Annotated in this window: 25 protein-coding genes and 1 tRNA gene; 11 read left to right on the forward strand and 15 right to left on the reverse strand. The window is 71.8% G+C overall.

Features of this window, described 5'->3' with window-relative positions; translation table 11 throughout:
• A partial coding sequence (locus tag JNL41_RS08510; protein WP_293473993.1) for a hypothetical protein occupies positions 1-236 on the reverse strand: 236 nt, incomplete at its 3' end.
• A gap of 213 nt (positions 237-449) precedes the next feature.
• Here JNL41_RS08510 and JNL41_RS08515 point away from each other — a divergent pair.
• Complete coding sequence (locus JNL41_RS08515) at positions 450-1,472, forward strand: aspartyl/asparaginyl beta-hydroxylase domain-containing protein (protein ID WP_293473995.1); 1,023 nt, start codon at positions 450-452, stop codon at positions 1,470-1,472.
• Here the strand turns inward: JNL41_RS08515 and JNL41_RS08520 are convergent, their stop codons facing one another.
• Positions 1,473-1,802, reverse strand: a complete 330-nt coding sequence (locus tag JNL41_RS08520) for a GIY-YIG nuclease family protein (RefSeq protein ID WP_293473997.1) — start codon at positions 1,800-1,802, stop codon at positions 1,473-1,475.
• A gap of 297 nt (positions 1,803-2,099) precedes the next feature.
• Between JNL41_RS08520 and JNL41_RS08525 the strand changes: the two genes are divergently transcribed.
• Positions 2,100-2,315, forward strand: a complete 216-nt coding sequence (locus tag JNL41_RS08525) for a hypothetical protein (RefSeq protein ID WP_293473998.1) — start codon at positions 2,100-2,102, stop codon at positions 2,313-2,315.
• Here JNL41_RS08525 and JNL41_RS08530 read toward each other — a convergent pair.
• Together JNL41_RS08530 and JNL41_RS08535 are read right to left on the reverse strand one after the other, a co-directional pair.
• A complete protein-coding gene (locus tag JNL41_RS08530; RefSeq protein ID WP_293473999.1) occupies positions 2,312-3,481 on the reverse strand; it encodes a serine hydrolase in 1,170 nt (389 codons plus the stop codon). The two genes, JNL41_RS08525 and JNL41_RS08530, sit on opposite strands and share 4 nt — an antisense overlap.
• A 29-nt stretch (positions 3,482-3,510) precedes the next feature.
• Complete coding sequence (locus tag JNL41_RS08535; protein ID WP_293474001.1) at positions 3,511-4,836, reverse strand: tetratricopeptide repeat protein; 1,326 nt, start codon at positions 4,834-4,836, stop codon at positions 3,511-3,513.
• A gap of 119 nt (positions 4,837-4,955) precedes the next feature.
• Between JNL41_RS08535 and JNL41_RS08540 the strand changes: the two genes are divergently transcribed.
• The 3 genes from JNL41_RS08540 to JNL41_RS08550 all read left to right on the forward strand — a co-directional run bounded on the left by JNL41_RS08540 (position 4,956) and on the right by JNL41_RS08550 (position 7,491).
• Positions 4,956-6,074 carry an NAD(P)/FAD-dependent oxidoreductase gene (locus JNL41_RS08540; protein WP_293474003.1) on the forward strand — a complete coding sequence of 373 codons (1,119 nt, stop codon included), beginning with the start codon at positions 4,956-4,958 and terminating at the stop codon, positions 6,072-6,074.
• 68 nt (positions 6,075-6,142) lie between these two features.
• Positions 6,143-7,093, forward strand: a complete 951-nt coding sequence (locus tag JNL41_RS08545; RefSeq protein ID WP_293474004.1) for a nitronate monooxygenase — start codon at positions 6,143-6,145, stop codon at positions 7,091-7,093.
• On the forward strand, positions 7,090-7,491 hold the full coding sequence (locus JNL41_RS08550) for a hypothetical protein (protein ID WP_293474005.1): 402 nt from the start codon (positions 7,090-7,092) through the stop codon (positions 7,489-7,491). Before JNL41_RS08545 ends, JNL41_RS08550 begins: the two co-directional genes overlap by 4 nt.
• 44 nt (positions 7,492-7,535) lie before the next feature.
• Here JNL41_RS08550 and JNL41_RS08555 read toward each other — a convergent pair whose 3' ends face one another.
• Genes JNL41_RS08555 through JNL41_RS08565 form a run of 3 tightly spaced genes read right to left on the reverse strand, consistent with a single transcriptional unit; the run spans position 7,536 to position 11,248 of the window.
• The gene (locus JNL41_RS08555) at positions 7,536-8,402 is read right to left on the reverse strand and encodes an alpha/beta hydrolase (protein ID WP_293474006.1); all 867 of its coding nucleotides are present in this window, start codon (positions 8,400-8,402) and stop codon (positions 7,536-7,538) included.
• Positions 8,403-8,440: 38 nt separating this feature from the next.
• Positions 8,441-10,216, reverse strand: a complete 1,776-nt coding sequence (asnB, locus tag JNL41_RS08560) for an asparagine synthase (glutamine-hydrolyzing) (RefSeq protein ID WP_293474008.1) — start codon at positions 10,214-10,216, stop codon at positions 8,441-8,443.
• Positions 10,217-11,248, reverse strand: coding sequence for a glycosyltransferase (locus JNL41_RS08565; protein WP_293474010.1), 1,032 nt, complete (start codon positions 11,246-11,248; stop codon positions 10,217-10,219).
• A gap of 103 nt (positions 11,249-11,351) precedes the next feature.
• Here JNL41_RS08565 and JNL41_RS08570 point away from each other — a divergent pair.
• Positions 11,352-11,428: transfer RNA gene (locus JNL41_RS08570), tRNA-Met, on the forward strand.
• 24 nt (positions 11,429-11,452) lie between these two features.
• Here the strand turns inward: JNL41_RS08570 and JNL41_RS08575 are convergent.
• Entirely contained in the window at positions 11,453-11,662 is a 210-nt protein-coding gene (locus JNL41_RS08575) for a hypothetical protein (protein WP_293474012.1), read from the reverse strand.
• A gap of 138 nt (positions 11,663-11,800) precedes the next feature.
• On the opposite strand from JNL41_RS08575, the gene JNL41_RS08580 reads away from it, so the two are divergent.
• Positions 11,801-11,995, forward strand: a complete 195-nt coding sequence (locus tag JNL41_RS08580; protein ID WP_293474014.1) for a hypothetical protein — start codon at positions 11,801-11,803, stop codon at positions 11,993-11,995.
• Here the strand turns inward: JNL41_RS08580 and JNL41_RS08585 are convergent.
• Positions 11,992-12,615 carry a class I SAM-dependent methyltransferase gene (locus JNL41_RS08585; RefSeq protein WP_293474016.1) on the reverse strand — a complete coding sequence of 208 codons (624 nt, stop codon included), beginning with the start codon at positions 12,613-12,615 and terminating at the stop codon, positions 11,992-11,994. The two genes, JNL41_RS08580 and JNL41_RS08585, sit on opposite strands and share 4 nt — an antisense overlap.
• A 61-nt stretch (positions 12,616-12,676) precedes the next feature.
• A complete protein-coding gene (locus JNL41_RS08590; RefSeq protein WP_293474018.1) occupies positions 12,677-13,720 on the reverse strand; it encodes a DUF2125 domain-containing protein in 1,044 nt (347 codons plus the stop codon).
• 51 nt (positions 13,721-13,771) lie between these two features.
• On the opposite strand from JNL41_RS08590, the gene JNL41_RS08595 reads away from it, so the two are divergent.
• Entirely contained in the window at positions 13,772-14,302 is a 531-nt protein-coding gene (locus tag JNL41_RS08595; RefSeq protein ID WP_293474020.1) for a gamma-glutamylcyclotransferase, read from the forward strand.
• A 55-nt stretch (positions 14,303-14,357) separates the two neighbouring features.
• On the opposite strand, the gene JNL41_RS08600 is transcribed toward JNL41_RS08595, so the two are convergent.
• From JNL41_RS08600 to ftsE, 4 genes are all read right to left on the reverse strand, one after another.
• Positions 14,358-15,062 (reverse strand): lysophospholipid acyltransferase family protein, encoded by a 705-nt coding sequence (locus JNL41_RS08600; RefSeq protein WP_293474022.1) that lies wholly within the window; start codon positions 15,060-15,062, stop codon positions 14,358-14,360.
• A gap of 10 nt (positions 15,063-15,072) precedes the next feature.
• Complete coding sequence (locus tag JNL41_RS08605) at positions 15,073-15,711, reverse strand: YdcF family protein (protein WP_293474024.1); 639 nt, start codon at positions 15,709-15,711, stop codon at positions 15,073-15,075.
• Complete coding sequence (locus tag JNL41_RS08610; RefSeq protein WP_293474026.1) at positions 15,711-16,601, reverse strand: FtsX-like permease family protein; 891 nt, start codon at positions 16,599-16,601, stop codon at positions 15,711-15,713. Before JNL41_RS08610 ends, JNL41_RS08605 begins: the two co-directional genes overlap by 1 nt.
• 85 nt (positions 16,602-16,686) lie before the next feature.
• Positions 16,687-17,409: a cell division ATP-binding protein FtsE gene (gene ftsE / locus JNL41_RS08615; RefSeq protein ID WP_293474028.1), complete on the reverse strand. Its 723-nt coding sequence runs from the start codon at positions 17,407-17,409 to the stop codon at positions 16,687-16,689.
• 58 nt (positions 17,410-17,467) lie between these two features.
• Here ftsE and JNL41_RS08620 point away from each other — a divergent pair, with 58 nt between their 5' ends.
• The 3 genes from JNL41_RS08620 (at position 17,468) to JNL41_RS08630 (ending at position 19,885) form a co-directional block, all read left to right on the forward strand.
• Positions 17,468-18,328 (forward strand): DUF3426 domain-containing protein, encoded by an 861-nt coding sequence (locus JNL41_RS08620; RefSeq protein ID WP_293474030.1) that lies wholly within the window; start codon positions 17,468-17,470, stop codon positions 18,326-18,328.
• The gene (locus JNL41_RS08625) at positions 18,321-18,845 is read left to right on the forward strand and encodes a phosphoribosyltransferase family protein (protein WP_293474032.1); all 525 of its coding nucleotides are present in this window, start codon (positions 18,321-18,323) and stop codon (positions 18,843-18,845) included. Before JNL41_RS08620 ends, JNL41_RS08625 begins: the two co-directional genes overlap by 8 nt.
• A gap of 62 nt (positions 18,846-18,907) precedes the next feature.
• The gene (locus JNL41_RS08630) at positions 18,908-19,885 is read left to right on the forward strand and encodes a MerR family transcriptional regulator (RefSeq protein ID WP_293474034.1); all 978 of its coding nucleotides are present in this window, start codon (positions 18,908-18,910) and stop codon (positions 19,883-19,885) included.
• A 144-nt stretch (positions 19,886-20,029) separates the two neighbouring features.
• On the opposite strand, the gene JNL41_RS08635 is transcribed toward JNL41_RS08630, so the two are convergent.
• Entirely contained in the window at positions 20,030-20,698 is a 669-nt protein-coding gene (locus JNL41_RS08635) for a PEPxxWA-CTERM sorting domain-containing protein (RefSeq protein ID WP_293474036.1), read from the reverse strand.
• Positions 20,699-20,701: the final 3 nt, after the last annotated feature.

Consider the following 20,701-nt stretch of genomic DNA (forward strand, 5'->3'; position numbering starts at 1 on the left):
CTCTCGACCGAGCGGAAGGTGAACCCGTCGCGCTCGAGCGGCGCGTCGGCGTCGTAAGCGGTCCACACCTTCCGCACGCCGGCGTCATCGAGCGCCGAATGCGGGCGCATATAGACGAAGGTGTCGTCGCTGGCGGTGACCAGCGTCCAGCCGGAGCGCTCCATCGCCTGGGGCTGGGCCGTGGCGGCGGTGGCCGCGGCGAGCAGGGCGGCGGCGATGGGCAGGGAGCTTCGCATCGGCGGGAGGAACGCCCGAACCGCAGCGCGAGTCCACCCCGGACGGACGCGCGCGGGCGCCGGCGGCCTGCCGAGGCGGCCTTCCGGCGGCCTTCGTCGCGTGGGACGGGCCGCTTGTCGCGAAATGCCCCGCTGGCCGCCGAACCGGCTGCGGAATGGCGGCCCGCCGGTCGGGCTTCGTGCCCGACGCCATTGCCCCAGGGTTCGCGTGACGTGCTTCAGACCGATGACCAGAGCCTCGAACGCCTGATCGCCACGGTCGACGCAGGCCCGTTCCGTTCCCTGCTGGAAGCGGCGCTCCGGCACGAGCGCCAGGGCCAGGCGCGCGCGGCCGCCGCGACCTGGCGCACGGCGCTCCAGACGATCCCGCGCATGCTGTCCCCGGCCGTGCGGCCGGTGCTGGAGCACGCCAAGGCCGCCGTCGAGGCCAACGACCTGGCGCTGGAGGGCTTCCTGGCCGAGCGGCTCGCGGGCCTGCGCGCGCGGCACGGCAACGCCCGCCTCGACCGCTTCGACAAGGCCCGCGACATCCTGTTGCGCAAGCGTCGCGTGTTCCGCCCGCAACCCAGCTTCATGTACGTGCCCGAGCTGCCGGCCATCGCGTTCCACGACCGCGGGCAGTTCCCCTGGCTGGACCGCATCGAGGCCGCCACTGCCGACATCCGCGCCGAACTGGTGCGGGTGCTGGCCGACGGGCCGTCGGTGCTCGAGCCCTACGTCGCGGTCGACGGGACGCCGCAGGACCGCTGGCGCGACCTCAACAGATCGCGGCGCTGGGGCGTCTTCTACCTGTGGCGCGCCGGCGCGCCGGTGGAGGAGAACCTGGCGCGGTGCCCGAGGACGGCCGCGGCGCTGGCCGGTTGGCCGAAGTGCGACCTCCAGGAAACCGGCCCGACGGCGGTATTCTCGATCCTCGACGCCAGGACGCGGATCCCGCCGCATGTGGGGGTGAACAACGCCCGCCTGATCGTCCACCTGCCGCTGATCGTGCCGCCGGGCTGCGGCTTCCGGGTGGGCGCCGAGACGCGCTCGTGGACGCCGGGCGAGGCGTTCGTCTTCGACGACACCATCGAGCACGAGGCCTGGAACGACAGCGACCAGCCGCGCGCCGTCCTGATCCTCGACTGCTGGAACCCTTACCTCAGCGAAGCCGAGCGCGAGATGGTGAGCGCGCTGACCGCCGGCGTCGGCGACTTCTACGGCCAACTGCCCGAGTACGCGCGCGGGACGGCGTGATCACATCGAAGGCTCACGCGGCTGCAGGTGTGACAGCGGGCCGTCGTGGACGAAGAAGCCGGGGAAGAGGTCCGCCCGGTCGGGATTGCCCTGCTCGATCAGATTGATCTTCCACTGTCGTGGATACTTCTTGAGCGACTTCTCCCGCTGGATGGCCGTTACGATGCCGTCGTGGGGTTCGAACCAGACGAGCCGCTTTACGCCATAACGCTTGGTGAAGCCGTCGATCAGGCCTTCGCGATGCGCATGGACGCGCTGGAGCAGTTCGCTGGTCACGCCGACGTAGAGCGTCCGGTGCTTGCGGCTCGCCATGATGTAGACGGCGTTCAATCCCTGCTCCATCCAACCTGAGCGTCATGGCCGGCCTTGTGCCGGCCACCCATGAACTCAGAACTCAAGCATTGGAACGCGGTGTCGCCGCTGTGCGCAATCACCTTCGTCGGAGCGTATGGATGACCGGCACAGGGCCGGCCATGACGCTTTTGATGGGAGTTGAATCGAGGCCCCCTGCACGCGTTCTGCATCGACGCTGAACCGTAGATAAACGCACCTCTCAGGCGGGGCTCAGCCGCGTGCGGGCATCCTCACCCACGATCCGCGCCGAATGCGGAGACATGAGGTGACGTCATGGCGGTCTCCGCCATCCATTGGGAACTCCTCGACCACCGGGCCGACAAGCCGGTCGAGATCGGGGACGCGGTGTCCATCGAGGCCGGCGGCATGCCGATCTGGCGGGTGGTCGGCCTCGCCGGGCGCAAGGCCTGGCTCGACGACGAGCGCGGCGTGACCCGCCTGCTCAAGTCGCTCGACGACTTCCGCTGGCGTGCGCCGAACGCCGCCTAGTTGGCCTTCGCGGCCGCCCGGATCGCCTCGTAGAAGGCCGTCCGGGCGGCGGAGAGGTCGCGGCCCGTGGCCCGGGGCCAGGCTGAGTTGACCACGATCACCAGCTTGTCCTCCGGCACGATCACGATCCCCTGGCCGAAGATGCCGCGCGCCTCGAAGCCGCCCTGCGGGCGGATCCACCAGAAGTACCCGTAGCCGCCGACGCCGTTCTCGATCTGCTTGCTGGTGGCCTCGGTGGTCCAGCCGGGCGGCAGGATCTGCTTGCCGCCCGCCTTGCCGCCGTCGAGGATGAACTGGCCCACGCGGCCGTAGTCGCGCAGCGTCATCGACATGCAGCAGCCGCCGCGCTCGTGCCCGGCCAGGTCGGTCACCCAGATGCCGTCGCGCTCCATGCCGTAGGGCTTCCAGATCTTCTCGGAGGCGTACTTCGAGAGGCTCTTGCCGACGGCGTTGGACACCAGCACGCCCACCAGATCGGTCTCGCCCGTGTTGTAGTTGAACGTGCTCCCCGGCGCGTTCTCGCGCGGGAGCTTGCGCATGTAGCTGACGATCGGATTGACCTTCGGGTCCTCGATCGCCCCGCCTGCGGAGGCCACGTCCGACTTCGGGTCGGTGTAGTCCTCGTTCCACTTCACGCCCGAGCTCATCATCAGAAGCTGGCGCACGGTCACGCCGTCGTAGCCCGAGCCCTTCAGTTCGGGGATGTAGTCGGTGACGACCGCGTTCAGGCCCTTGATCTTGCCGTCCGCGATGGCAGCGCCGACCAGGGTGGAGGTGACCGACTTGGCCACGGAAAACGAGGTCCAGCGGTCCTCGGGCTTCCGTCCCATGGCGTAGCGCTCCATCAGCACCTTGCCGTCCTTCAGCACCAGCACGCCCGAGACGTCGAAGGCGGCCATGTAGTCGGCCGCGGTCCAGGTCTTGCCTTCGTAGGGATAGGCGACGTCGATGGTCCTGGCCGCCGCCGGCAGCGGATGGACCTTGCGGCCGCGCTTGATGACCAGGACCTCGAACAGGTCCTCCATCGTGCGGTAGCCACGGCTCTGCAGCTCGGGGCTCCAGGTCAGGATCATCGGCGTGTCGGGCGACTTCGGCTTCTGCGCCGCCGCCGGATGCGCCGCCGCGAGCGCGAGCGACAGAAGAGCCAGACCGATGAACCTGCGCATGTGACGCCTCCCGACTTGCGGCGGCGAAGCTAGTGCGCGCCGGCGCGGGCGCCTAGCGCAACGGAGCCCCTCGGACGGCGATGTACGACGGGCAGCGCGGCCTTGCGCTCGGCGACGAGCGCGCGCTCCAGCGCGGCGTCGCCCAGCCGCCGCGCGGCGTCGATCAGCGTCAGGTCCAGCACGTCGCGCTGGGCATGGCTGCCGCCGAAGCGGTGGGCGATGCTGCGCACGTCGCGCAGCAAGTCGACCGCGCGACGGTGCTGGCCGCGGCCATAGGCCAGGAACGCCTGGGCGACCGGCAGGCCGACGTCGCGGGTGGCGGCGGCGTTGTCGCCCACGCCGGCGGCGATGCGCGCGATCTCGTCCACTGCGGCCTCCGCGTCGCCGTCGCGGCCGGCGGCGACGAAGGTCATGACCGCGTGTGCGTCCTCGAAGGCGTTGTGGCCGAGCCGGTGGGCCTCCCAACCCCGCGCCAGCGCGGCCCAGCGGTCGTCGACATCGACGTCTCGCAGCTTCAGCCGCCAGAGCAGGGCCGCCGCGTCGGCCATGTCGAAAGCGAAGTCCGAAGGCTCGCCCCAGATGGGGCCGTCGTACAGGTCGAGCACGGCTCCGATCTCGTCCAGCCCGAGATGGAAGAGCGCCGTGTGCCACCAGTTGTGGACGAGGAAGAAGCTGCCGTCGGTCCACGCGGCGGCGTCGTCGCGCATGAAGCGCACGCCCTCGGCGCGGCGGTCCTGCATCTCCAGCACATGGGCGACGGCGTGGCGGGCCCAGTTGTTGCGTGGCTCCAGGGCCACCGCCTCGCGGCCGGCGGCCTCGGCGCGGTCGTAGAGGGCGGTCTCCTCCAGTCCGAAGGCATGCAGGCCGAGGATCGCGTGGTAGCCGGGCATGTCGGGCGTCCAGGCGGGCAGGGCGCGGCCGATGCGGTCGCGCAGCATGCGCGCGTCGCCGCGCAGGAAGTCCATGGTCTGGCCGACCTGCAACGCCAGGATGTCGCACGGACAGGCGATGGCGACGTCCTCCAGCGCCCGGGCCGCGGCGCGGATCTCGCCGGCCAGCAGGTGGCCGACGGCGGCCGCGTGACCGGCCTCGCGGTTGTTCTTCGGCAGGTCGCGGAGCGCCGCGTAGGCGCCGGCGCCCATGGCCCGCAGGCCCTCGTTACTGCCGACCAGCGTCATGTAGGCGATCAGGACGTGGGCCATGACGAACTGCGGGCTGTCGGCCAGCGCCGCCTTCAGGTCCGGGAACGGCTGGCCGCAGTAGCAGTGGTAGGCCGCGACGGCGCGCTCATAGCGCGCGACCGCCGCCGGACTGGCGCCGCTGTATTCCAGGCCTTGCTGATCCTTGACGCTCATCCCAGGTCTCCTCGCGGCGCAACAAGCCACGAAAGCCGGCGCCGGCCAACCTGGGCCGGGACGCGTTTTTCTGATCGCCGCCCATTGGGGCCCGGGCGCGCGGCAGGTAACAGGGAAGCATGGCCGAGTTCGATTTCGATGCGGTGGTGGTGGGTGCGGGCGCCGTCGGGCTGGCCTGCGGCTATGCGCTGGCGAAGCGCGGCCAGGTCGTGGCGGTGCTGGAGCAGGATCAGGCGATCGGCCAGGGCGTCTCCTCGCGCAACTCCGAGGTCATCCACGGCGGACTCTACTATCCCACCGGCTCGCTGAAGGCGCGGCTGTGCGTCGAGGGCCGACGGCGGCTCTATGCCTTCTGCGACGCGCATCACGTGGCCTATGACCGCTGCGGCAAGCTGGTGGTGGCGCAGACCGCCGACGAACTGCCGCGCCTCGACGCCATCCTCGAGCAGGCGCTGACCAACGACGTCGAGGGCATGGAGCGGCTCAGCAAGGCCCAGGCGCTGGCGCTGGAGCCGGAGCTGGCCTGTGAAGGCGCGCTGCTGTCGCCGCAGAGCGGGGTGTTCGAGAGCCACGCCTACATGCTGGCGCTGGAGGGCGAGATCGAGGCTGCGGGCGGCGCGGTGGTGCTGGCGACGCCGTTCGAGGGCGCGACGCCGCTGGATCTGGGCGGCTTCGAGGTGCGCGCCGGCGGCGCCGAGCCGACCACGCTGACCTGCCGGCGGCTGGTGACCGCGCCGGGGCTCTCGGCGCAGGCCGTGGCGGCCGACATCGCGGGCTTCCCGGCCAACCTCATCCCGCAGGCCCACTACGGCAAGGGCATGTACTTCCGGCTGATGGGCAAGGCGCCGTTCCAGCGGCTGATCTACCCGCCGCCGATCCCCGGGGCGCTCGGCACCCACTACCGCCGCGACATGGGCGGGCAGGCGGTGTTCGGCCCCGACCTGACCTTCGTGGACGCGCCGGACTACACGGTCGACCCTTCGGCGGCGCCCGGCTTCTACCGCTACATCCGCAGGTTCTGGCCAGGCCTGCCCGACGGCGCCCTCTCGCCCGACTACGCCGGCGTGCGGCCCAAGATCCACGGCCCCGGCGAGGCCCAGCCCGACTTCCGCCTCGACGCGGAGGACGTCCACGGCCTGCCGGGTCTCGTCGCGCTGTTCGGTATCGAGAGCCCTGGCCTCACCTCTTCCCTCGCCATCGGCGAGGAGGTGGCGGAGCGGTTGGGTCTGGGGCGCTGACGACCCCGACGACAGGCGTTTGAATCTCCCGCCGCCGCCCGCATAGTCCTCGCTCCAGGGAGGACGGCATGAAGAACCGCATCACCGAGCTGCTCGGGGTCCAGCATCCGATCGTGCAGGCGCCGATGGGATGGATCGCCCGGGCGCAGCTCGCGAGCGCCGTCTCCAACGCAGGCGCCTTCGGGATCATCGAGACCTCGTCCGGCCGCCTCGACGAGGTGCGCGAGGAGGTCGCGAAGATGAAGACCCTCACGGAAATGCCGTGGGGGATCAACGTCGCCCAGGCCTTCGTGCGCGACCCCGACATCGTGAGCTTCGTGGCCGACCAGGGCGTGCGGTTCGTCACCACCTCGGCGGGCGACCCGAACCGCTACTGCGACGCGCTGAAGGGGCGAGGCCTGACGGTGTTCCACGTCGTCCCGTCGCTGGCCGCGGCCGAGAAGGCGATCGCGGCGGGCGTCGACGGGCTGGTGGTGGAGGGCGGCGAGGGCGGCGGGTTCAAGAACAGCCGGGAGGTCGCCACCATGGTCCTGCTGCCGCTGATCGCGTCGAAGACCAGGCTGCCGATCATCGCCGCGGGCGGCATCACCGACGGGCGCACCATGGCCGCGGCGTTCGCGCTGGGGGCCGAGGGCGTGCAGATGGGGACGCGGATGGTCTCGGCGGCCGAGAGCCCCGTTCACCGGAACTGGAAGGACGCGATCGTGAACGCGAAGGAGACGGACACCGTCTTCCTCAACCGCCACGGCCCCGGCCCGGCGCTCCGGGCGCTGCGCACCGAGAAGACGACGAAGTTCGAGCTGGAGCCGCCGCCCAACATCATGGCCGAGATGGGCCGGGCGCTGGAGCTCTACTTCGGCGGCGACATGGAGGCGGCCATCGCGCTCTCGGGCCAGGTCGCCGGGCGCATCGACAGCGTCAAGCCGGTGGCGCAGATCATCGGCGAGACGATCGCCGAGTTCGACGCGGTCATGCGCGAGCTGGGCGCGAGGTACGGCAAGGTCGGCGAGGCCGCGTGATCCCGCCCCGCGTCGCGGCGCTGGTCTTCGCCGGGCTGACCGACGTCGTCATCCTGTTCCAGCTCGCGCTCGCGGCGGGACTGCCCTGGGGCGAATACGCGATGGGCGGCGCCTTCCCGGGCGCCTATCCGCCGCCGATGCGGGTGGCCGCGGTCGTGCAGGCGCTGATCCTGGCGGGTGTCGGCCTGGTCGTGCTGGTTCGGGCCGGCGTGGTGTGGCCGCAGCGGTCGGGCGCCATGCGCTGGCCGATGCGCGCCGTCGTCGCGATCTCGGCCCTGGGCGCCGTCCTGAACGTGATCACGCCCAGCGCGGTCGAGCGGATGATCTGGGCGCCGGTCACCATCGTGATGTTCCTTTGCGCGCTCAGGGTGGCGTGGGCCGCCGAAAGGCAGGCTTGAGGGCGGCCGGGAGCTCCTGACCCGGCCTGGCGGACGCCGACCAGCTACCTCGGCAAACCCGCGAGCCAGGTCAGGATCTCGGTTTCCAGCCGGATGCGGGCCGAGTTCCAGCTATGGTCGGTGTTGGCGTGGACGATGCGGACCCGCGCGCCGCGCTGCTTGAGGTCGAGGAACAGCTTCTCGGCCGGCGGCGCGAGGCCGTCGTCCGACGTGAGGATCAGGAGGCGGGTCTTCGCGAGTCCCGGCGCGGCGGCGGCGAAGCTGTACGCCCCCAGGCCGGCGATCTGGTCGGCCATGTCCTCGTCGGTGGTGTCGAGCGCCTCCATGTTGGCGCGGGCGAGCTGGAGGCGCGTGGCCTTCGGCGCGGCGGCCGGAGCGCTCATGTCGGCCGACGAGATCAGCGCGGCGCCCAGCAGGCCCTCGTCCGAGGCCGCCACCTGGCTCGTCACCCAGCCGCCCATGCTGTGGCCCATCAGGACCACGCGCCTGGGGTCGATGCGCAGGCGCTGGGCGTTGGCGGGATCGCGGATGTAGGCCAGGACCGCGCGGGCGTCGTCGAGGTTGCCCGTGAAACTGAACCTCCCGGGGCTGCCCCACGAGCCGCGGTAGTTGAACGTGACCGCGTTCCACCCGCCGCGCCGGATGGCCTGGGCGAGGTCGAGGTTCTTCTCGTTGCCCGGCAGGCCGTGGGCGATGACGACGGTGGGATGCGGGCCCGGCCCGGCGGCGAGGTAGGCCAGGCCGTTGATCTGCACGCCGCCCGACGGGATGTGCAGCACCTCGGACGCGGCGGGCGCCTTCGCGTCGGCCGGCGGGTCGGTGAAGATGGCGCGTGGGACAGGCGGCGCCTGCGCATGGGCCGCCGTCGCCAGCATCGTCGCGGCCATCGCCGCCAGCACCGTCCGAAGCATGACCGCCCCTCCGCCCGACGCGGCGAGCCTAGCCCTCGTCAGCCCCCGAGCACAGTGCGCAGGGCGTCGTCCGGCGACGCCCCGTCGAGGTGGATCAGCGACCAGACGGCGAAGAACAGCAGCGGCCAGCGCCCGCCGGGCTGCGCCATCCTCTGCGCGGCCTCGGGAACCAGCCGGCGGACGGACTCCACCTTCGGCAGGTTGGCGGCGAGGTCGCCGGCGCGGGGCGCGATCCACGTCTCGACCGGCACGGTGAAACCCTGCTTCTTCGCCCACGGCCGGGCGGCGGGGCACGCGCGCTCCAGCCACTTGCGCAGGATCCACTTGCCGTAGCCGCCGCGCACCTTCAGCCGGTCGGGCAGGGGCCACGCGAAGGCGGCGACGGCGGGGTCGAGGAAGGGCGTGCGGCCCTCCAGCCCATGCGCCATCAGGCAGCGGTCGAGCTTCAGCAGCAGGTCGTTGGGCAGCCAGGTGACCACGTCGGCCCACTGGGCCTCCTGTAGCGGGGTCAGGCCACGCGGCGGGCACGCCGCGTCGCGCCAGGCGGCCAGCACCTCCGGCGAGGCGCCGCGCGGCTCGGCGGGCCGCCCGCCCAGCCACCTGGGCCGAAGCGCCCGGCGATAGCGCCCGTAGCCGCCGAACAGCTCGTCGCCGCCCTCGCCGGTGAGCACGACGGTGAGCGTGCCCCTGGCCGCTTCGGCGAGCTTGTACGTGGGCAGGGTGGCGTAGTCGGCGGTCGGATCGTCCAGCGCCCAGGCCGCCTGCGGCAGGATCCGCCAGAAGTCCTCCTCGCCGAAGCTCGTCTCGCGCCAGTCGAGGTTCAGCGCCCGGGCCACCCGCTCGGCCTGCGCCCGCTCGTCGGCGGCGCCCCCTGCCTGCAAACCGGGCGCGTCGAAGCCGCAGGTGAAGGCGGTGACGGGCCGCGCGCTCAGGCGCGCCATCAAGGTCGCGATCGCAGCCGAGTCGATGCCGCCCGACAGGAAGAGGCCGTAGGGGACGTCCGAGCGCTGATGCACCCGCACGCTGTCCTCCAGCACCGCGTCGAGCCGGGCCAAGAGCCCCCTCTCCCCTGCGGGGAGAGGGTTGGAAGTGGGGGTGTCGTCGGCTCGTGCCGGCGCTGCGCGCCCGCCCCCGACCCCTGCCCGCAACGGGGAGGGGAGTGCGGCGCGGCGATGGCTCGACACGATCCGCCCGTCGCGGACCTCGATCACCTCGCCGGGCGCGAGCCGTCGCAGGCCCTGGAAGGCGGTGCGTTCGCGCAAGGTGTAGTTCAGGTCGATCAGTTCGCGCGCAGCGCCGTCGTCCAGCACCCGCTGCATCAGGCCGGCGGCGAAGAAGGCCCGTGGCTCCGAAGCGAAGGCCAGGCCGCCGGCGTGCTCCATCAGGTAGAGCGGCTTGATGCCGAAGGGGTCGCGCGCCAGGAACGCGCGCGCGTCCGGGCCGATCAGGCACAGGGCGTACATGCCGCGCAGGCGGGTCAGCGCCTCGGCGCCCTCGCGGGCATAGAGGTGCAGCAGCGGCTCGAAGTCGGAGCCGGTGGCGAGCGAGGTCTCCAGCCCATGATCCCGCGCCAGCTCGACGTAGTTGTAGATCTCGCCGTTGCCGATGACCGTGCCGCCCGCGGCGTGCAGTGGCTGCCAGCCGCCGTCGAGGTCGATGATGGAGAGCCGGGCGTGGGCCAGCGTGGCGTGCGCCAGCGCCTCCGTCCGCACCCCGTCCGGCCCACGGTGCGTGAGCGCGCCGATCATCGGCCCGATGACGTCGCCGGCGACGGCGTCCGTCGCGCCGCCCAACTGCCCCGCGATGCCGCACATTCAGCCGACCCCGAACTCGGAGAAGAGAGTCTTCCAGCGGCCGACCACGGCGGCTTCCGCGAACTCGTCGTCCACGCGCCGCACCCCGGCCTGGGCGAGCCGCGTCCGCAGCGCCGGGTCGGCGAGCAGGCGGCGCGCTGCGGCGGCCAGGGCGTCGGCGTCGTCGATGGGCACGAGAACCCCGTCCTTGCCGTCCTGGATCAGCGCCCTCGGCCCCTGGCTCTCGGCGGCGACGACGGGCAGCCGGTGCGCCCAGGCCTGGATCACCACGTTGCCCAGCGGCTCGTAGCGCGAGGGGAAGACGCAGACGTCGGCCGTCCGGTAGAGCGCCGACGCATCGGTGCGCCAGCCCAGGAAGCGGACGCGCGGCGCGACGCCCAGCGCCTCGGCCATGCCTTTGAGCTTCGCCTCCAGGGGCCCCACGCCCGCGATCCACAGGTAGGCGTCCGGAAGTTGCGCCAGCGCCTGCAGGCTCACGTCGTGCGCCTTGGCCTCGTGCAGGCGACCCATGGCCAGCAGCAGCGGCGCGTCCGCCGGTGTGTCCAGGCCGGCGCGGTCCACGGGCGCGGCGTCGGCGGCGGGCGCGCGGGCGAAGTTCGGGATGCAGGTCACGCGGCCGGCGGGCCAGCCCTGGCCCACGATCCACTCGGCGATGTCCTCGGTGTTGGCGACCAGGTGGTCGAAGTTCCGATAGTATTTGAGATTGTAGTAGCCGCCGAGCCGGCCGATCCGCGCCCACGGCCCACGCGGCGTGTGGCGCGCGGCGCGGTTCATCCAGGCGAGCGCCACCTTCGTCCCGGTCAGCGCCGCGAAGCCCGCCGCCGCCGGCCGGGTCAGGATGTCGATCGGGCCGCCGAAATAGAGCGTCTTCACCGGCACGCCGGCCTCCTTCAGCCGCGCCTCGCGGCCCGCGTTGCGCCGGATGACCGCGGCCTCGGGCACGCCCGCCCGGTGCAGCGCCATGAGGAGGTCTACGAAATAGGTCTCCGCGCCGCCTTCGCCGGCCGTTCCCAGGAGGTGCAGGACGCTCATCGCGGGTGCGACCCTAGCGCTTCGCACGCCGTCGCCCAAGCGCTTGAAGTGAGGCCGCGCCGCCCCTATAACCCGCGCCTCGCGCGACGGGGCGCTCTGCCGTGGCTGGGTAGCTCAGTTGGTTAGAGCGGTGGATTCATAACCCACAGGTCGGCGGTTCAAGCCCGCCCCCAGCTACCAGAGCCCCGTCGCGCGAATATCCCCTCAGGCTGCGTTCTGTTTGCCGGCGTCCGCCGCGGGCTTCGAATTGATGGTCACGACCGTCTCGTAGCCCTGGACCTCGGCCTTGTCGGCGGCGCCGACCGCGGCGGCGACCGCCTTGTCGAGAGTCGAATAGGGGCCGAACCGCTTTTCGCCCAGGCCTACCATCCAGACCCCGTCGATCTGGTCCACCGTGTACTCGACTGTCGGCATCGCCCGCCCTCGCCCGCAACAACGGTGCAGCTTCTCACGGATTCGCACGTTTTCGCGAGGCCGCCGCGTCTGGCACGCGGTTTGTTGCGTAACGCGTTAGGCGGACCAAAACGGTACGCCGGCCTTGGAGACAAACCGATGGTGTCTTCAGTTCTGGTGGCCCGGACCAAGCCGGACGGGCTCGAGTACCTGCTCCGCGCCGCCCCGGTTGCGTGGACCGATGCGTCCGATCTTGCTCAACATTATCAGTCGGTCCGCGATGCGACCCGCGCCGCGCTCCGCCTGCCCAGCCGCTTCCGCGCGTTCGCCCTGCCGTTCACCGGCGACGCCTAGGCCGCCACCGCCTCGCCCCACTCGCTCCAGCCTGCAAAGCGGGGGGCGCGGGGCAGGTACATGGCGTCCGAGCGCTCGACACGGAAGCCGGCGTCCCCCACCGCCCGGGTCACCGGCCGCGTGAGGTGACAGCCCCCGGCGAGGCGCTTCCACACCGGTTCGATCCGCCGCTGCCACCTGGCGACGTCCTCGTCGGGCGACAGGCCGTGCTCGCAGTAGAGGAACCGGCCGCCGGGCTTCAGGGCCCTGCGCGCTTCGCTGAGCGCCTGGGCCGGCGTGTGGACAGAGCAGAGCGTGAAGGTGCAGACCACGCAGTCGAAGGTCCCGTTCTCGAAGGGAAGCGCCTCGGCCGTGCCGTTCTCGACCCGGACCTTCAGCCGCGGATCGCGCGGCGCGGCCTCGGCGATCCTGCGCAGCTCCGGCGCCGGGTCGACGCCCGTGACGCTCTCGACCGCGTCGACGTCGTAGTAGGGCAGGTTCAGGCCCATGCCGATGCCGAGTTCGAGCACGCGGCCCTGCGCCTTCGGCACGACCTTCTGCCGCTGCTTCGTGATCGCCGGCGCCGAGCAGGCGCATTTCAGCAGCTTCGGCAGGAGGAAGCGTTCGTAGAGCGTGGCCATGGGGACAGAGTGGCTGAACCGGCCTCAACCTACAAACTCGAACAGACTTTCCGGAGGGATGCTACCGCCCCGCCTCGTACACCTTCGGCGACCTGGCGATGGCCACCGGACCCAGGGTCGTCTGTCCAGCCTGGAAGTAGAGCGTCATGCGCGCCAGGTCGCCGGTCTCGCGGGCGCCGGCGACGGCGGCTGCCGCGTCGGCGGTCTCCCTCGGGATCGCGCCGGTCGTGCCCATCGCCCCCAGCGCACGCGGCGCCTGGCGCAGCGACACGTCCAGCGAGCCCTCGAGCCGCCCGGCGGAATCGACGCCCAGCGACCCCGCGTTGGCGCCGATCAGGGCGTCGCCGGCTGTGAGACCCGCGCGCTTCACGCTCATCCGGCCGCCGGCCTCGGTCCAGCGGCGCACCGCGCGCGGCCAGTCCTCCCCCCGGAAGGCGCTCATCTTCGACAGGCGGCCGTCCCACTCGACGGAGATCGGCTTGTCGCCGGCGATGCGGCCGAGCAGGCCGGCGAGCTGCGCCCTGCCGTTCTTCACGCTCAGCCACACGCCGCCCTCGTCCAGGCTCTTGGGCGACTCGCGCAGATGGAACTCGATCCGCTCCGCCGCCGAGAGGCCGAACGGGTTCGCGCCGGCCGCCGGCCGAAAAGTCAGGCCGACGCCCTCGAAGGAGAAGTTGGGGGGCGTGTTCCGGAAGTGGCTGAGGCTGGCGCGGATCAGTTTGCCCTCGACGACGACCGGCCCGCCGACCGGGCGCACGAAGGTGAGGCCCGCGGGTGCGGCGACGATCCAGTGGGTCGGCGCGTGCAGGAAGGCCTCGGCCTCCAGCCGCGGCGCTTCCAGGGCCCAGCCCGACCGGTCGCGGATCCGCGGTTCGGTCAGCGTCACGTCGAGGCGGAAGGGATAGCCGCCGATCTTCTGGTCCTTCCAGGCGAGCTCGTAGCCGGCGTCCCTGATCGTCTTCGCGCCGTTCGTGAGCCCCTTCTCGACCTCGCCGCGGGCCCAGACCCACGCGGCGCTCCAGGCGATGACCACCGCGAAGGCGATCCCGAAGGCGATGTACAGCGGCCAGCGGCTCAGTTTGCGGGGCGCGGTGGGATCGGGCACAGACAACTCGACTTTGCAGGTGGGCTTCGCCCAGGGGGCTTCGCGGGCGGGATGGCGTCGGAACGATGGGTCTTCGGCTACGGTTCGCTGATGTGGCGTCCGGGCTTTCCGTTCGCCGAGCGGCGGGGGGCCACCCTACACGGACGCCGGCGCAGCTTCTGCATCTATTCGGTGCATCATCGGGGCACCTACGCGCGGCCGGGGCTGGTGCTGGGCCTGGCGCCGGGCGGCGCGTGCCGCGGCGCCGCATACCGCGTGGCCGAGGCCGACTGGGCGCAGGTCCACGCCTACCTGATGGAGCGCGAGCAGCCGACCGAGACCTACATCGAGGCGCGCCGCTTCGTGCGCCTCGACGACGGGCGGCGCGTCGAGACCCTGTGCTTCCTGAGCGACGTGCGCCACGCGCAGTGGGCGGGCGCCCTCAGCCTCGAACGCCAGGCCGAACTGATCGCCGGCGCCGCCGGCCTCTCCGGCCGGAACGTCGACTACCTGCGCGACCTCGTCGAGCACCTGCGCGAAATGCAGGTGCGGGACGTGGGCATGGAGAAGCTCCTGGGGATGGTCGAGGCGCGGGAGGCCTGAACACCCGTTCTCCGGGCCGGACAACAGGCCGCGGGACGATGCGCCGAGGTCCCGGCTACAGCGCCAGGAGCTCGTTCGACTTGGTCTCGATGCGCTCTTCCAGCACGCGCATGAACTCGGCGCGCTTCAGGCCGGGCGGGATGGGCTCCAGGTACTCGAAGACGATTGTCCCGGGGCGGCGGATGAAGCCGTGGGCGGGCCAGTGGACGCCGGCGTTGGTGGCGACCGGGTACACCGGCACGTCCAGTTCGCGGTAGAGCGCGGCGATCCCGGGCTTGTAGTCGGGCGGCGCGCCAGGGGCCTGTCGCGTACCTTCCGGGAAGGTCACCACCTGCTGGCCGCGCTTGAAGCGCTCCGCACCCTCGCGGATCACCTGGCGCATGGTCTTGGAGCCGCCCTCGCGGTCGATGACGATGGCCCCGGCCTTCCGGCCGTACCAGGCGAACCAGGGGATCCAGGCCAGCTCCTTCTTCATGACGAACGCCGACTGCGGCAGCCAGATGAACTGGGCGAACACGTCCAGCATGCACTGGTGCTTAGGCGCGACCAGCGCCGCGCCGGTCGGGATGTGCTGCCGGCCGCGCACCTCGACACGGATGCCGCAGATCGCCAGCATTCCGGTCACGCCGCGGCCCCAGACGTGGAACATGCGGTAGGTCCACCTGCGCGGGCCGAAGAGCAGGGGCGTGCAGCCGATGGCCACCACCGCGGTCCACAGGTAGAACAGCGCCACGTAGATCAGGGAGCGGACGGCGGTCACGGGCGGTCTCTCAAGGGGTTTGGGCCTTCTGCGGCGCCGACGCCGGCGGCGGGTCGCGGGGGCCGAGCCCCAGCACCGCCTCGCGGCCGAGCACCGCCAGATACTTGCAGTATTCCACCACCATCAAGCGCGCGGCGGCGGGGTTGCGCCACCAGTGGCGGGCCTTCAGCGGCCGGGTCGGCACGGCATAAGCCTGGGCGGTGATGCCGGTGTCGCGGAGCACGGCGTTCAGCTCCAGCATCGCGCGCGGCATGTGATAGTCGGCGGTCACCACGATCAGTTCGCGGTAGCGCATCGCCTGGGCCCAGGCGAGCGTCTCGCGGGCGTTGCCGACCGTGTCGGCCGCGGTGAAGCCCAGGTCGACGCAGCACTCGTAGAGCCGCCGCACGGCGCGGCTGACGTTGCGGATGTCTTCCCGGGTGGCCTTGCGGTCTACGCCGGAGACCAGCATGCGGCGGCCGTAGCCGTCCTCCAGCAGGCCCATGGCGGCCGAGAGCCGCTCGCCCGAGTTCGCGCCGGTCAGCGCCACGACGCCCTGGGCGGGCCGGGGCGCGCGCGCGGGCGTCGAGTGCTGGACCCGGGCGGCATAGGCCAGGAGCCCCGAGAACCAGATCAGCGCCACGACCAGGAAGGCGGCGATCGACTTCATTACAGCCGTTGTATCAGCCGCCGCGCGGTGATGCGCGCGGCAACCGCCGCGACCAGCGCGGCCCAGATCGGGCAGGGCGTCACGGCGATCAGGTCGATCCAGGTGATCGGCAGCGCCGGCGTGATCCCCTGTTCGCCGCCCATCAGCCGCAGGACGCCGCCCAGCGCCGCCGCCGCGCCGGCCCCCGCCGCTCCCGCGATGGCGGCGATGCGGGCGAAGCGCATCTCGAACAGGTTGGCGATCTGGGCGTCCTCGGCCCCGGCGAGGTGCAGCACCTCGACCACGTCGCGCCGCGCCGCGATCCCGGCGCGGGTGGCGAATGCGACCACCGCGCCGGCGGCCCCGGCGATCAGCAGGAAGATCGCCGCGGCAGTCCACTGCACGACGCCGGCGGCGCGCTTGATGTCCTTGATCCAGACCGAGTGGTCGTCGACGACGGCGTCGATGCCCTGGGCCTTCAGCGCCTTGTCGAGGGTCTCGGCGGTGGCCGGCTTCCGGTCGTCGAGGCCCACAGCCACCAGCCGCGGGACGGGCAGGTCGTCGAGGTCGGAGACGTCGCCCAGCCACGGCTCGATCAGCGCGTAGGCCTTCTCCTTCTCCAGCGCGCGGGCCTCGGTCACGCCGGCCACCGAGGCCAGCGCCTCGGCGGCGCGGGCGGCGGCGGCGTCGGGGGTCTCGCCGCCGCGGGCGCGGACGATCACGGTCGCCTCGCCGGTCAACTGGCTGGCCCAGCCCTGCGCCGCACGGGCGCCGGCGATGACGCCCAGGCCCATCAGGCAGGCCAGGAAGCACAGCACGCCGATGACGAAGATCAGCGCCGGATCGCGCGCCTCCGCCTCCGGCAGGAACGACGCCGGCTTCCACTTCTGCGGATCGAACGGCTCGCTCATCCTGCTTTGCTCCTGACGGAGCTTCGCAGGGCAAGGCCTGCTTGGGCGTCAGGGCCCGGCCCTGCGAAACCTTGGCGAAGCAGGCTCATTCCGCCGGCCCCTGCGGCGGCATGGGCCTCAGGCGGCCGCGGTCGAGGTGCAGGACGGGGCGGGCCGAGCGGGCGACGAGGTCCTGGTCGTGGGTGGCGATGATGACGGTCGTGCCCAGCCGGTTCAGCTCGACGAAGAGGCGGTAGATGCGCAGCGCCATGTCGTGGTCGACGTTGCCCGTGGGCTCGTCGGCCAGCAGGATCTCGGGCCGGTTCACGACGGCGCGGGCGATGGCCAGGCGCTGCTTCTCGCCGCCGGCCAGGGTGGGCGGCAGCGCATGCATCCGCTGGCCCAGGCCGACCCAGGTCAGCAGTTCGGCGACGTCGTTGCGGTACTCCGACGCCTTGTGGCCGGCGATGCGCAGCGGCAGTGCGGTGTTGTCGAAGGCCGACAGGTGGTCGAGCAGGAGCAGATCCTGGAAGACCACGCCGATGCGCCGGCGCACCTTCGGCTGATCCTTCGGGGCCATGCCGGTCACGTCCTCGCCGAACAGCCGCACCGACCCGGCCGCGGGCCGCGCGGCGAGGTAGATCAGCTTCAGCAGCGAGCTCTTGCCCGCGCCGGAGGGGCCGGTGACGAAGTGGAACGAGCCGCGCGGCAGCGACAGCGACACGTCGCTCAGCACCTCGGGCCCACGCCCGTAGCGCATCGAGACGTTCGAGAAACGGAGGATTTCGTCGGACGTCGGGTCGGCGGCGTCGCTGGCGTTTCTGGACATGTGGGCCGAAATCGGCGACCTCGGACTAGAGGGTGCTGGAGCCTCCGATTCGCCCGTCATGATACTGACCTGCCCAGAGTGCGCCACCAGCTATTTCGTCGACGAGCTGAAGATCCCACAGCTCGGGCGGATGGTGAAATGCAGCCATTGCGCCGCCCGATGGCGGGCCTTTCCGGAGGGCGCCGAACCTGCGCCCGCGTCGCGTGAGGACGACCTCGTCGTCGAGCCGCCGGCGCCGGGGCCCCCGCCCGTAGAGGACGACCTGGAGGTCGTCGCCGCACCCGTGGCGGGCAAGCGCAGGCCCGCGCCGAAGCCGCAGACGGGGACGAAGGGCTCGAAGGCCGCCCTGATCGCCACGGCCGTGGTCGCCGGCCTCGTCGTCGCGGGCGGCGCGGCCGTGCTGCTGCGCGGGCAGATCGCCGGCATGGTCCCGGGCGCGGCGCCGCTGTTCGCGGCGATCGGCCTGCCGGTGAACACGTTGGGACTCGGCATCGAGGGCGTGGTGGCCAAGGAGACGTTCGTGGCCGGGCGACCCGTGCTGGCCGTGACCGGCGCGATCCGCTCCACCGCGGACGCGCCGGCGATGGCGCCGCCGATCCGCATCAGCCTTCTGGACAAGGCGGGCAAGCCGCTCTCGAGCCTGGTCGCCGAGCCGCTGAACGCCAAGATCCCGCCGGGCGCCAAGCGCTATTTCGCCGTCAACCTGCCCGACCCGCCGTCCGGCGCGCACGAGTTGCAGATCGCCTTCGATCCCGGCGCGGGCCGCACCGTCGGCGAGAAGCATTCGGCCCCGGTCGAGCACGCTGCGCCGGCCGCCGCCCCCGTCGAGGCCCAGCCGCTGCCGCCCGACAGCCCCGACGCCCTGCACGCGCCGGAGAAGAAGGTCCCCGACGCCAAAGATCCCGAGCACCATGAGTGAGCCGCCCGCCGTCCTGATCTCCGAGACCGAGGTGACGGCGCGGGTGGAGGCGCTGGCCCGCGAGATCGCCCCGCGCATCGACGACGAGACGGTCGTGGTCTGCCTGCTGACCGGCGGCCTGTGGTTTGCTTCCGACCTGACCCGCGCGCTGGCCCGCCACGGCCGGATGGTGCGCTTCGACGCGCTGTGGCTCGCCTCCTACAAGGACGAGCGCCAGTCGTCGGGACGCTGCGAGGTGCGCGCCGACCTGCAACGGCCGATCGCCGGCCGGAAGGCGCTGGTGGTGGACGACGTGTTCGACACGGGCCTGTCGCTCTCGGAGGCCGCGCGACTGGTGCGCGACTCGGGCGCGAGCGAGGTGCTGACCGCCGTCTTCGCCCGCAAGCCCTGGCCCACCGAACGCGCCATCGCCCCCGACTTCGTGGCCTGGGAAGCCCCCGGCCGCTTCCTCGTCGGCTACGGCATGGACGTGGCCGGCCAGATGCGCGGCCTGCCCTACATCGGGGCGATGGACTAGGCGCTTGACCCGGCCCCTGGGGCCGCTCCCATCGATGCTTCGGTCATCATCAGGAGCACGTCATGACCGACGAGTACCTCAACCCGGCCGATGCGGCCCGGCAACTCGGAGTCTCGCCGAAGGCGCTGAGGCTCTATGAGGCGCGCGGCCTCCTGACGCCGCTTCGGACCGCCGCCGGTTGGCGCGTCTACGGGTCTGCCGAGATGGAGGTCGCGGGCGAGATCGCCGCACTGCGGGGACTCGGATTCAGCCTCGCCCAGGTGGCTCGGGTTCTGAAAGGCCACGCGGAGGGGCTGGAACCGGCCTTGGCGGCGCACCAGTCCGCGCTGGAGGCGCGACTGGGCGTCCTTTCGGGCGCGGTGGAGACGGTTCGGGGCCTGCGTCGGCGGCTGACCGGGGGAGAGGCGCCCAGCTTGCGTGAACTGGCGTCGCTCACGCGGCCCACGCCCGGGCTGGATGTAGTGTTCGACCTCCCGTGGCCGTGGGGTGGCGAGCGCTTCGAGCTGCGGGGCCTGCCGGCGCTGACCTACGTGACCGGCCCCCTGGGCAGCGGGAAGACGCGGCTATGCCGGCGTCTGGCCAAGGTCATCCCGGGCGCCGTGTTTCTCGGCCTGGACCGACCGGCGGATCCGGCGCGAGCCGATGGAATAACTATTGCCACCCTGGTCGCCGACGGGGCGGTGGACAGTGAGCCGCTGCGTCGGCTGATCGCCGGACTGGCGCAAGGCGCCGCTTCGGCGATCGTCATTGATCTCATCGAGGACAAGCTGGACGAAGCTACGCAGGAAGCCCTCATCGCCCACCTGCGGCGGCGCGGCCCTGGGGGCCCGCCTCTGATCCTGCAGACGCGGTCCACCGCGATCTTGGACCTGAGCGCCGTCGGCGTGGACGAGGCCATCGTCTACTGCCCGGCCAATCACGGCCTGCCGATGCGTGTAGCGCCCTATCCGGGGTCCGCCGGATACGAAGCGGTCACGACATGCCTGGCCTCGCCTGAGGTTCGGGCGCGGACGGCGGGCATGGTGGCGGTGGTCGCTTAGAGACAGGAGCCGGCTGTTCGAGGGTCATAGGCGCCCGATAGGCTCCAGCCCACATCAACGCCCCGCCGTCGCCCGGTGGAGACCCCTTCCTCTGTCGAGGAGGAAGGGAGATCGAAACTCAGGCCGCCTGAATGTGGATTCGTCTTACGCAGCCACCGCGCGCCGGCGGCTGCGGAGCATGGCGCCCGCCGCGCCGAAGCCGAGGATCATCAGGCCCCAGGTCGCCGGCTCGGGCACGCCCGTCGAGACGCCGCCGATGCCGACGGTGAAGCCGTGCCACAGCTCGCTCGAGTCGGTGAAGGTCAGCGACGTGAACGTGCCCTGGAACTGCAGGACGCCGTGGACCTCGCCCGAGCCGAAGAAGCCGGTGTTGGTGATGTTCGGCGAGAACGTGCCGCAACCCCAGTATCCGCAGCCCTGGCTCACGATCGTGAAGGGCGCGCTGAAGTTGACGGTGTTGTTGTTCCAGCTCGTGAAGGCGAGGTACGGGTTCACCACCGCCTGGCTGAACGTGATGGTCTTCAGGCCGCCGCCGTCGAGGGCGATCAGGTCCGTGCCCGTCGGGCGGTTCACGACGCCCTGGGTGTAGCCGGTGTCCAACCAGAAGTCCGTGCCGCCGTTCGTCTGGGTGAAGTAGATGGCGCCGTCGTAGTCGACGTCGACCATGTCGGAGCCGACCGTGATGGTCCCGTCGACGTGCGTGCCCGAGGTCTGCGCCGTCCAGTCGGCCCAGTTCACCGTCACCGCGCCGGCCTGCGAGGCGGCGGCGAGGGCGGCCGTGGCGACGGCGGCGGCGAAGAGCTTCGAGGTCATGCG

This window comes from Phenylobacterium sp. (assembly GCF_016793285.1).
GTDB lineage: Bacteria > Pseudomonadota > Alphaproteobacteria > Caulobacterales > Caulobacteraceae > Phenylobacterium.

What these genes read in the sequence shown, in the direction of transcription:
- JNL41_RS08525 (WP_293473998.1), top strand. Translation starts at nt 2,100, where the DNA reads ATGGCGGTCTCCGCCATCCATTGGGAACTCCTCGACCACCGGGCCGAC.
- JNL41_RS08530 (WP_293473999.1), bottom strand. Translation starts at nt 3,481, where the DNA reads ATGCGCAGGTTCATCGGTCTGGCTCTTCTGTCGCTCGCGCTCGCGGCG.
- JNL41_RS08535 (WP_293474001.1), bottom strand. Translation starts at nt 4,836, where the DNA reads ATGAGCGTCAAGGATCAGCAAGGCCTGGAATACAGCGGCGCCAGTCCG.
- JNL41_RS08540 (WP_293474003.1), top strand. Translation starts at nt 4,956, where the DNA reads ATGGCCGAGTTCGATTTCGATGCGGTGGTGGTGGGTGCGGGCGCCGTC.
- JNL41_RS08545 (WP_293474004.1), top strand. Translation starts at nt 6,143, where the DNA reads ATGAAGAACCGCATCACCGAGCTGCTCGGGGTCCAGCATCCGATCGTG.
- JNL41_RS08555 (WP_293474006.1), bottom strand. Translation starts at nt 8,402, where the DNA reads ATGCTTCGGACGGTGCTGGCGGCGATGGCCGCGACGATGCTGGCGACG.
- asnB (WP_293474008.1), bottom strand. Translation starts at nt 10,216, where the DNA reads ATGTGCGGCATCGCGGGGCAGTTGGGCGGCGCGACGGACGCCGTCGCC.
- JNL41_RS08565 (WP_293474010.1), bottom strand. Translation starts at nt 11,248, where the DNA reads ATGAGCGTCCTGCACCTCCTGGGAACGGCCGGCGAAGGCGGCGCGGAG.
- JNL41_RS08575 (WP_293474012.1), bottom strand. Translation starts at nt 11,662, where the DNA reads ATGCCGACAGTCGAGTACACGGTGGACCAGATCGACGGGGTCTGGATG.
- JNL41_RS08580 (WP_293474014.1), top strand. Translation starts at nt 11,801, where the DNA reads ATGGTGTCTTCAGTTCTGGTGGCCCGGACCAAGCCGGACGGGCTCGAG.
- JNL41_RS08585 (WP_293474016.1), bottom strand. Translation starts at nt 12,615, where the DNA reads ATGGCCACGCTCTACGAACGCTTCCTCCTGCCGAAGCTGCTGAAATGC.
- JNL41_RS08595 (WP_293474020.1), top strand. Translation starts at nt 13,772, where the DNA reads ATGGCGTCGGAACGATGGGTCTTCGGCTACGGTTCGCTGATGTGGCGT.
- JNL41_RS08605 (WP_293474024.1), bottom strand. Translation starts at nt 15,711, where the DNA reads ATGAAGTCGATCGCCGCCTTCCTGGTCGTGGCGCTGATCTGGTTCTCG.
- JNL41_RS08610 (WP_293474026.1), bottom strand. Translation starts at nt 16,601, where the DNA reads ATGAGCGAGCCGTTCGATCCGCAGAAGTGGAAGCCGGCGTCGTTCCTG.
- ftsE (WP_293474028.1), bottom strand. Translation starts at nt 17,409, where the DNA reads ATGTCCAGAAACGCCAGCGACGCCGCCGACCCGACGTCCGACGAAATC.
- JNL41_RS08620 (WP_293474030.1), top strand. Translation starts at nt 17,468, where the DNA reads ATGATACTGACCTGCCCAGAGTGCGCCACCAGCTATTTCGTCGACGAG.
- JNL41_RS08625 (WP_293474032.1), top strand. Translation starts at nt 18,321, where the DNA reads ATGAGTGAGCCGCCCGCCGTCCTGATCTCCGAGACCGAGGTGACGGCG.
- JNL41_RS08630 (WP_293474034.1), top strand. Translation starts at nt 18,908, where the DNA reads ATGACCGACGAGTACCTCAACCCGGCCGATGCGGCCCGGCAACTCGGA.
- JNL41_RS08635 (WP_293474036.1), bottom strand. Translation starts at nt 20,698, where the DNA reads ATGACCTCGAAGCTCTTCGCCGCCGCCGTCGCCACGGCCGCCCTCGCC.